Below are 4,368 nucleotides of genomic sequence, written 5' to 3'. Positions count from 1 at the left end.
CGGAACGTCTGGCCGCACGGCAGGAGTCGGCCCGCCCGCTGGTCGCCGGCCTGCACGACTGGCTGGCATCGGAACGCGGGCGGATGTCGCGGCACGCGCCCGTTGCCAAGGCGATCGACTACGTGCTGAGCGACTGCCGCTGGGCCGCCTTCACCCGCTTCCTCGATGACGGCCGTATCTGCCTGACCAACAACGCGGCGGAGCGATCGCTCAGGGGTGTCGCCCTCGGCCGGAAGTCCTGGCTATTCGCAGGTTCCGGACGCGGCGGCGACAGGGCGGCCTTCATGTACACGCTGATCGTGACGGCGAAGATGAACGGCATCGATCCACAGGCTTGGCTCGCTGATGTCCTGGCGCGGCTGCCTGACACCAAGGTCTCGCGCGTACCTGAGCTTCTGCCCTGGAACTGGACGCCACAAAGCGCCTTGTCACGCAAGGCCGCATGACCGCGGCCCTCGCCGGATGTTTACGATTCCGCGGACGGAGTGGCAGATCAGCCCTGGCGTCGGCCGCCGGTTCTGCAGAGCCATGCGCATCGCATCGACCGCGAGGCTGCTCTTTAGCCGGTCCGACATCGACCATCCCACGATCTCCATCGTGGCCATGTCCTTGACCGCCGCGAGATAGAGCCACCCTTCGTCAGTGGGGACATAGCTGATGTCGGCCAGCCAGATGCGGTCGGGCTCCGAAGCCTTGAAATTTCGCCTCAGGAGGTTCGGGGCGATGCCGAAATTGTGCCGGCTATCCGTCGTCCTCGGGACCTGCCGACCTTTGCGCGGCAGCGGATATTGTTATCTTTCAAGAGCTTGGCCACCGTCTTCCTGGCAACCCGGATGCCTTGGCCCCGCAGTTCGGCATGGATGCGCGGGGCTCCGTATCGCCGCCGACTGGCCTCGAAGATTGAACGTATCCGCGGCAACAGGGCGTCCCGGGACGCCCGGCGCGCCGCCCGTTTCGGGGCGGCGGCACGACAGGAATAGAACCAGCTCGTGCTCACCGAGAGCACCCGGCACATGAGGATGACGGCGTGCGCGGACGCGTGGGCGGCGATGAACTCCAGCTTCGTGTTCACTGTTTCGCCCCCACTGAGCGAAAAAGGCGGAAGCTTTGCGCATCACCTCCACCTCTTCCTTTAGGCGCCGGTTCTCGCGCCGAAGTTCGGCCAGCTCCGCGGCCTCGGCCTGCTGCCTGCGGATCGCTTCAGCCGATCCCGCGGCCGCCAGCTCGAGCCGCCAGCTTTTCAGCTGCGATGCGGACACGCCGAGTTCCCGGACGACGCAGCTCTGCGTGGCGCCGGGCTCCGAGAGCCGCGCGACGGCCTGTTCCTTGAACTCGGTAGTGAAGTGGCGGCGGGGTTGTCTGCTCATAGGGGGTCCCTCTCTCTGGGAGTACTTTAACTCCCAGTCCGGGACCCGGGGGCAAGGTCACCACTTGACGTCGCTGCTTTACCGGAGCCAATTTCGCATACCCGGAGCAAACCGCCAGGGAATTTCCACAGCATTCGCGACACGACCCGAGTCCGTCAGGAGACTCCCTTTCGTCGATCGCCGCCACCCAAAATCAAACTGTGTCGTGTAGTCTGAGCCTGGCCGGGAGACTTCGCGTCCCGGCGGGTTCGGGTCAAGATTCATTTTGGCCTGTGGCACAGGGATGCTAGGGTTTCCCCAAGAGCATTTTCAGAAAATTAAAGGTCCAGAATGAAATACCTAACTCGAGATATTCTAAAAGCACCGGATCTCAGCACCGCCTCTGAACTTCTGCGCAAACACCTGGGGCTGGAGACCGCCCTGTCGCCTTCGGTAACCCGCCGAGCGCTCGAGGATCCGGTATTCGCCAAGGCGCTCTACGCGACACGCAAGCTTCCCGGGGTGATGAAAAAACTCACGGCTTCGGCCGAGCAGGCCGCGCGGCCTTCCTCCATGGCGGTCACCGCGAAGGCCGCCGCCGGCGTCCTGAAGTGGGGCATGGAAGGGCTGGAGCACGCAAAGCCCTGGGACATCACACGCCGCCTGGGCGCCTGCCGCAGCTGTCCCTTCGAGGCGCCGACACCGGACATGCTGGTTTATCGCGGCGCGAAGGTCGTCGTCGGCAAGGACGCCAAGATCTGCACCTCATGCCATTGTCTCACCAACACCAAGGCCGCTATGGCCCGCGAACGCTGCCCCGAAAAGGATCCGAATGACCCTCGGGTGTCGCGCTGGGGCGAACCTTGGGAGCCGCCCAAGGTGCTCCCCGGATCGCCCTGGGCCCAAGGCGGCGCCGCAGGCCCGACATGAAAACCCTCGATGCGCCCCCCGGCCTAAGGACAAGCGGGCTCCAAACCGTGAGCGCCAGGCCCCGCGTTGTGCAGTTCGCAGTGCCCTACAGCCCCAACGTCGGCGATGGCATCATCTCCGATTGCCTTTGCCATGCGCTTTCGGTGCTGCGTCCCGACGTCGAGTTCCGGCGGATCGACCTGTCCGGGCGGCGGGACTTCGGTGAGGTCACGCTCCGCCATCGCGCGCTGATTGTCAGGACGCTCAGCCAACTGCCGCGCCCGCTGCGGCACCGGCTGGTGACGGCGAAGCTGTCGCGGATGCTCGACCGGCTCGAGCCGGAGTGGCGGGCGGCCGTCGATGGCGCGGACCTCGCGATTCTCGGCGGCGGGCAGCTGTTTTCCGACGCCGACCTCAACTTCTGCCTTAAGATCGCACGCGCGAGCAAAGTCCTCGCCGAAGCCGATGTCCCGGTGGTCGTTCACGCGGTGGGGGTGGCCAGGAACTGGTCCCGCAGCGGCACGGAGCTCTTTGCGAAGCTGTTCGACACCGACCTGCAGATGATCGGCCTGCGCGATCCGCAATCGCTCGACGCCTGGATCGCGCAGACGGACGGCCACGCCAAGGCCGCGCCGCCCCCCGAGTTCACGCGCGATCCCGGGCTACTTGCCGCCGCCTGCTACGGCGCGATACCGCCAAGCGATCGGATCGGGATCGGGGTGACCGCGGCAGAAATCTTGTCGTATCACGCCGACGAGACACCCGGCGCAGGCAACCGGCCGCAGTTCTTTGTGGACCTGGCCGCGGCGCTTGCGGATCGCGGGCAGGATGTCGCACTGTTCTGCAATGGTGCAATCGAGGATCGCGAGCTGCTCGCCCGGCTGGCCGAGCACCCCGAGCTGCGGCGGCGGAACGTCACGACCCTGTCGGCCCCCGAGACCCCAACCGAACTGGCGCAGCTGGTCGGAGGCTTGCGCGGGCTCATCGCGCATCGCCTTCACGCCTGCATCGTCGGCTATGCCTACGGGATTCCGGTCGTCGGCCTCGGCTGGGACCGAAAGGTGGAGAGCTTCTTCGCCTCAACCGGCAGGTCGGAGCATTTCCTGCCGGCAGCGGAAATCTCGGTGGAGGCGGTCGTCGAGCGGGCGGAGCACGCGCTTCAGGCCGGCATTGATCCCGCCATACATCGAGAGGTTGTCGACGAGACATGGGCCGGCGTCAGGCGCGTGGTCGAGGCGGGTCTGCGAGCGCAGAGGACAGCTAGCGAAAGCGTTTCGACGTGAACCTGAATCGCTAGGTTCCCTTGAGATGCGTGATGGGCGTTGTTGGACAAATCAGCTGGCGACTGCAGTCCCCCTTTCCCCGGACACACTTATCCTGCGGCCACCGTCATCGGGATGCCGAGTGCCGTGAAGCGGTTGAGGACCGCCACCCGGATCTGGACCTCCGCCACCTGGCGGTCGAAGTCGCGAGCCATCAGCCGTTGGCCGAGCTGCTTCACGCAGTTCATTTTCGTTTCGACCCTGCTGCGGCGGTGGTACCCGCTCCAGTTCCGCCAGAGCGCCCGGCCCAGGTGCTTCGATGCCCGCAGGATCTCGTTTCGCGCGCGAGCTCCGGCCGTGTCCGGCTTCCACGGTCTCGCAGTCCGCCTCGGCGGAATGACCGCCGCCGCGCCGCGGGCCGCGATGGCATCATGGCAGGCGCACGTGTCATAGGCACCGTCGGCCGTGGCGGTGGCGATCTCCTCGTCCGCCGGGATCTGGGCGAGCAGGTCCGGCAGCATCGGCGCGTCGCCGACATTGCTGGAGGTGACCTCGATCGCCCGGATCTCCAATCGTCGTCGGGGAAACGGTCCCCCGGACCGTTTCCTGATCCTCCAGGGTGCTGAAATAGTATGTTCGGACGTGGAGCGTGAGGAAAATCTGGAAAAATGGTCCTAAGATCGGCCAACCTTTCTCAATATATGGGGCAGTCTTGGCAAAATTCGGAACAAGTTCCTCCGCGACGCTCCCCTAGAATCCTATTTCAGCAGCCTGTTCTCATGATCGCTGTCAACCCTTTGTTTCAACGCAATTCCCCCGACAGGGCCGGGTGCAAGCTTTTGAAGATGCGC

5 protein-coding genes and 2 pseudogenes are annotated in these 4,368 nt (G+C 65.2%); 3 read left to right on the top strand and 4 right to left on the bottom strand.

Going from position 1 to position 4,368, the window contains the following annotated elements; genetic code table 11:
• Positions 1-446, top strand: a 446-nt coding sequence (locus HCC78_RS31625; protein WP_172332676.1) for a transposase, incomplete at its 5' end; no start/stop codon positions are given.
• Here the strand turns inward: HCC78_RS31625 and HCC78_RS35110 are convergent.
• From HCC78_RS35110 to HCC78_RS35100, 3 genes and pseudogenes are all read right to left on the bottom strand, one after another.
• Positions 429-710 carry a DDE-type integrase/transposase/recombinase gene (locus HCC78_RS35110; protein ID WP_371743969.1) on the bottom strand — a complete coding sequence of 94 codons (282 nt, stop codon included), beginning with the start codon at positions 708-710 and terminating at the stop codon, positions 429-431. The genes HCC78_RS31625 and HCC78_RS35110 overlap by 18 nt on opposite strands.
• On the bottom strand, positions 707-1,015 hold the full coding sequence (locus HCC78_RS35105) for an IS3 family transposase (RefSeq protein ID WP_371743968.1): 309 nt from the start codon (positions 1,013-1,015) through the stop codon (positions 707-709). The genes HCC78_RS35110 and HCC78_RS35105 overlap by 4 nt, the downstream gene beginning before the upstream one ends.
• A 139-nt stretch (positions 1,016-1,154) precedes the next feature.
• Positions 1,155-1,367: pseudogene (locus HCC78_RS35100) on the bottom strand (transposase); the annotation flags it as partial.
• A gap of 330 nt (positions 1,368-1,697) precedes the next feature.
• On the opposite strand from HCC78_RS35100, the gene HCC78_RS31610 reads away from it, so the two are divergent.
• Both HCC78_RS31610 and HCC78_RS31605 read left to right on the top strand, forming a co-directional pair.
• Positions 1,698-2,276 (top strand): hypothetical protein, encoded by a 579-nt coding sequence (locus HCC78_RS31610; RefSeq protein WP_172332674.1) that lies wholly within the window; start codon positions 1,698-1,700, stop codon positions 2,274-2,276.
• Positions 2,273-3,538 carry a polysaccharide pyruvyl transferase family protein gene (locus tag HCC78_RS31605; RefSeq protein WP_172332673.1) on the top strand — a complete coding sequence of 422 codons (1,266 nt, stop codon included), beginning with the start codon at positions 2,273-2,275 and terminating at the stop codon, positions 3,536-3,538. The genes HCC78_RS31610 and HCC78_RS31605 overlap by 4 nt, the downstream gene beginning before the upstream one ends.
• Before the next feature lie 89 nt (positions 3,539-3,627).
• Here HCC78_RS31605 and HCC78_RS31600 read toward each other — a convergent pair.
• Positions 3,628-4,134, bottom strand: a pseudogene (locus tag HCC78_RS31600) (IS5 family transposase); the annotation flags it as partial.
• Positions 4,135-4,368 lie beyond the last annotated feature (234 nt).

This window comes from Mangrovicoccus sp. HB161399 (assembly GCF_013184745.1).
Classification (GTDB): Bacteria; Pseudomonadota; Alphaproteobacteria; order Rhodobacterales; family Rhodobacteraceae; genus Mangrovicoccus.
This window is presented reverse-complemented; position numbering and strand designations above follow the sequence as displayed.